This is a genomic window from Enterocloster sp. HCN-30185 (assembly GCF_037890305.1).
In the GTDB taxonomy this organism is placed as follows: Bacteria; Bacillota; Clostridia; order Lachnospirales; family Lachnospiraceae; genus Enterocloster.
Window position 1 is genome coordinate 1 of the sequence record NZ_JBBKBT010000032.1, and the last position, 3258, is coordinate 3258.

Sequence of the window (3258 nt, forward strand, 5' to 3'; positions counted from 1 at the left end):
GACAAAGAAAAATTCCTGCGGGGGAAAGAAAGCAGTATCATCATTCACGAAGCAGCCGCTAAGACGTTGCAGGCGGCAAGGAACGGCGGGAAGCTGCCCGACTTCAAGAAGCTGCACACGGAGTATAAGGAGCTGACAGAGAAGAAGGATAAGCTGTATCAAGAGTACGGAAAGCTAAAAAAGAAAGTGAAACAGTATGATATGATTAAGCAGAACGTAGACAGCATTTTGCGGCAGGCGAAGCAGCCGGAGCGGGACAGGCAGACAGAGAGGTAATGCGGACAGTTAGGACGGCGTGTAAGGCGTTTTAAGGGCGTTTTGTAACGCAGGCAGGGGATTAACCATTGCCGCCCGGAAAGGGCTTCTAAGCGTCCACAAGAGCAGAAAAAGACACCGGGAAATGACGGTCTATCAATCGTCATTTCCCGGTGTTTATGCACTGAATTTATAGCCGACACCTAACACGGTTTTTATATAGGTCGGGTTCTTGCTGTCCGGCTCTATTTTTTTCCGTAGGTTATAAATCACGTTGACAACGCTTGAATGGCAGCTCTCGCTATCCATGTTCCAAACAGCTTCAAATATCTGCGTTTGCGTGAACACAATTCCTGGATTGGAAGCAAGGAATATAAGGGTACTGTATTCAAGGCGGGTAAGGTGTATCTCTTTTCCATTCTGAAATACCCGATGTTGATGTAATCTTATTTCCAGTTCCGAAAAAGTGAGTATTTGAGAGTATGGCGGCTGTATAGTTTCCAACTGTAAGTTATTAGCAAGGGTGGCTATAACTTTTTCAACTGCCTTTTCTTCTTTATCATCAAATGTAAGTATAATTATTTTTCCTATGTTGCCACCTCCTAATTTTCAGCTTTTTTCTGTTGCTTAGATAGTTTTATTACGCTTCATTAGAAAGGTGTTCAGTTTTTTTATTAAACATATGGCGTACTTTATCTATTCGGCTATTGGGGCGGCGTGATTGAATAACTGGTTCACAAGCAGCAGCTTGATAGCCTTTTAATTCTGTCAAACAAACTGCTTGCCCATTTGTATATAGAGTTAAAGCATTACGGTATGCACTAATACAACGTACAGGAATATGTCCCGTAAAAATGACTTCATCATTTTTCGGTTGGCTTGTTTCAATAATTGCACAGTATTGTGGTGCGTCGTTATATGCACGGGAAAGATATTCCTGCGGTGTAAAAAGAGTAAACGAAAGATACGGCTCTAATAATTGCGTTCCAGTTTTTTTCAATACTTGTTCCAGTACAATAGGGGCAAGGAAGCGAAAATCTGCGGGAGTGCTGACAGGGCTGTAATAAACACCATATTCAAAACAAATTTTACAATCTGTTACTTTCCAGCCATACAATCCCTGCTCCAATCCATAATCAATACCGTCCATTACTGCATTTTGGAAACTTTGGTTTAAGTAACCGAGGGAAACTTTGCTTTCGTACTGTATTCCGCTGCCTATTGGAAGCGGAGTTACCGATAAGCCAATCGACGCCCAAAAAGGATTTGGCGGCACTTCAATATGAATCGTATAATCTGCCTTTTGTAATGGCTTTTCCAGATAAATAACCGTAGGCTCTTTGACGTTTATGTCTATATGGTATTTTTCAGTCAGCAGAGAACAGATAACTTCTAACTGCACCGTTCCTAAAAAAGAAATGATGATTTCATGTGTTATCGTATCAACATAATAACGTAAAAGGGGATCTGTATCTGCAATTTCTGTAAGAGCGTCCAATAAATACTCTCTTTGTTCTGGTTTTATCGGTTCAATCATTGTCCGCAGCATGGGTACAGGATTGTCATTCCATGCGTTGCATGGCAACATTTTTTCGTTTCCCACAATATCATTCAATTTTAATATATCGTTAGGCAAAATAACAATATCTCCGGAACGGGCAATTTCCGTCTGTATCATTTCTCCATTTGAAGGAATATACATTTCAGTAAGTTTCATTTTCTTCTTTTCTGACAATATAATGGTATCCCGTAAGTGTAATGTTCCACTGTAAAGGCGTAAATAGGCTAATCTCTGCTTTCGGTCTGTATATTCAATTTTGAAAACACTTCCGCATAGTTCTGACTGGCTTTTATCCATTTCGGAACAAAAAATATCTGAAATGACTTCAATGAGCTGTTGTGTCCCTATGTTGTTTTTTGCACTTCCATGATATATTGGAAACAAAGAACCTTTCTGAACCCGTCCATATTCTTCCTGTTTTAATTCCTGTACCGTCAATGTTTCCCCTGCAATATACTTTTCTAAAAGTCTGTCATTTCCTGCAATTACAGCGTCCCATTTTTCTAAATCCGTGATATTTTCCAGTGATACTTCTGGAGTCAATGTTACATTCTGCATAATGATAATATCAGTCGAAAGTTTTTCTTTGATATTTTGATAAGTATTATGCAGGTTAATTCCGTACTGGTCTATCTTGTTTATAAAAATGATTGTTGGTATATTCATTTTTTGGAGTGCATGGAATAGTATCCGGGTTTGAGCCTGTACACCGTCTTTCGCAGAAATCACTAAAACTGCCCCGTCAAGAACAGACAAAGAACGATATACTTCTGTTAAAAAGTCCATATGTCCGGGAGTGTCTACAATATTGATTTTGTAGCCGTTCCAGTTGAAAGAAGTAACGGCTGCCTGAATGGTAATTCCACGCTGACGTTCCAAAAACATAGTGTCTGTCCTTGTCGTTCCCTTATCTACGCTACCTAATTCTAAAATCGCTCCACTTGTATAAAGCAGGCTTTCCGTTAAGGTCGTCTTTCCTGCGTCTACATGGGCGAGAATGCCGATATTGATTATTTTCATGTAATTGTCCTCCATTCAAAGCCCTAAAGGGCATAAAAATCCCCAGCAGTAAAATACTTTTACCACTGGGGATAATATATTTATGGACATATATACATGACAAACTGGCAGGCAGTAATAGTCAATTTAGATACGTCAAAATCTATAAAGTAAAAGTATTCTTAAATTGGGTACAAAAAACAAACCTCATTTTAAAGAGGCATTTTAAAATTCTTTGTTCCCACTATTTGATTATAGTTTTATTTAAGAATACCTTGCCGCATATTTTTTAACTCCCTTTTTAGGATATAAGTATTATAGCATATGAATTTGTAAAAAGAAAGAGCTAAAAAGAGAAATTCACGGAATAGTGTTAATTTCAACATAGTATACATCTGCTATGCAGAGTTAATATAAACAAAAAAGGGGAATAGCAATCCTCA

The 3258-nt window shown here is 38.6% G+C and carries 2 protein-coding genes and 1 pseudogene; 1 reads left to right on the forward strand and 2 read right to left on the reverse strand.

Features of this window, described 5'->3' with window-relative positions; genetic code table 11:
* Positions 1-276, forward strand: a pseudogene (locus tag WKT10_RS15760) (relaxase/mobilization nuclease domain-containing protein); the annotation flags it as partial.
* 156 nt (positions 277-432) lie between these two features.
* Here WKT10_RS15760 and WKT10_RS15765 read toward each other — a convergent pair.
* Positions 433-831 carry a winged helix-turn-helix domain-containing protein gene (locus tag WKT10_RS15765; RefSeq protein ID WP_083825014.1) on the reverse strand — a complete coding sequence of 133 codons (399 nt, stop codon included), beginning with the start codon at positions 829-831 and terminating at the stop codon, positions 433-435.
* Positions 832-895: 64 nt separating this feature from the next.
* Positions 896-2836, reverse strand: a complete 1941-nt coding sequence (gene tet, locus WKT10_RS15770; protein WP_009266810.1) for a TetM/TetW/TetO/TetS family tetracycline resistance ribosomal protection protein — start codon at positions 2834-2836, stop codon at positions 896-898.
* Positions 2837-3258: the final 422 nt, after the last annotated feature.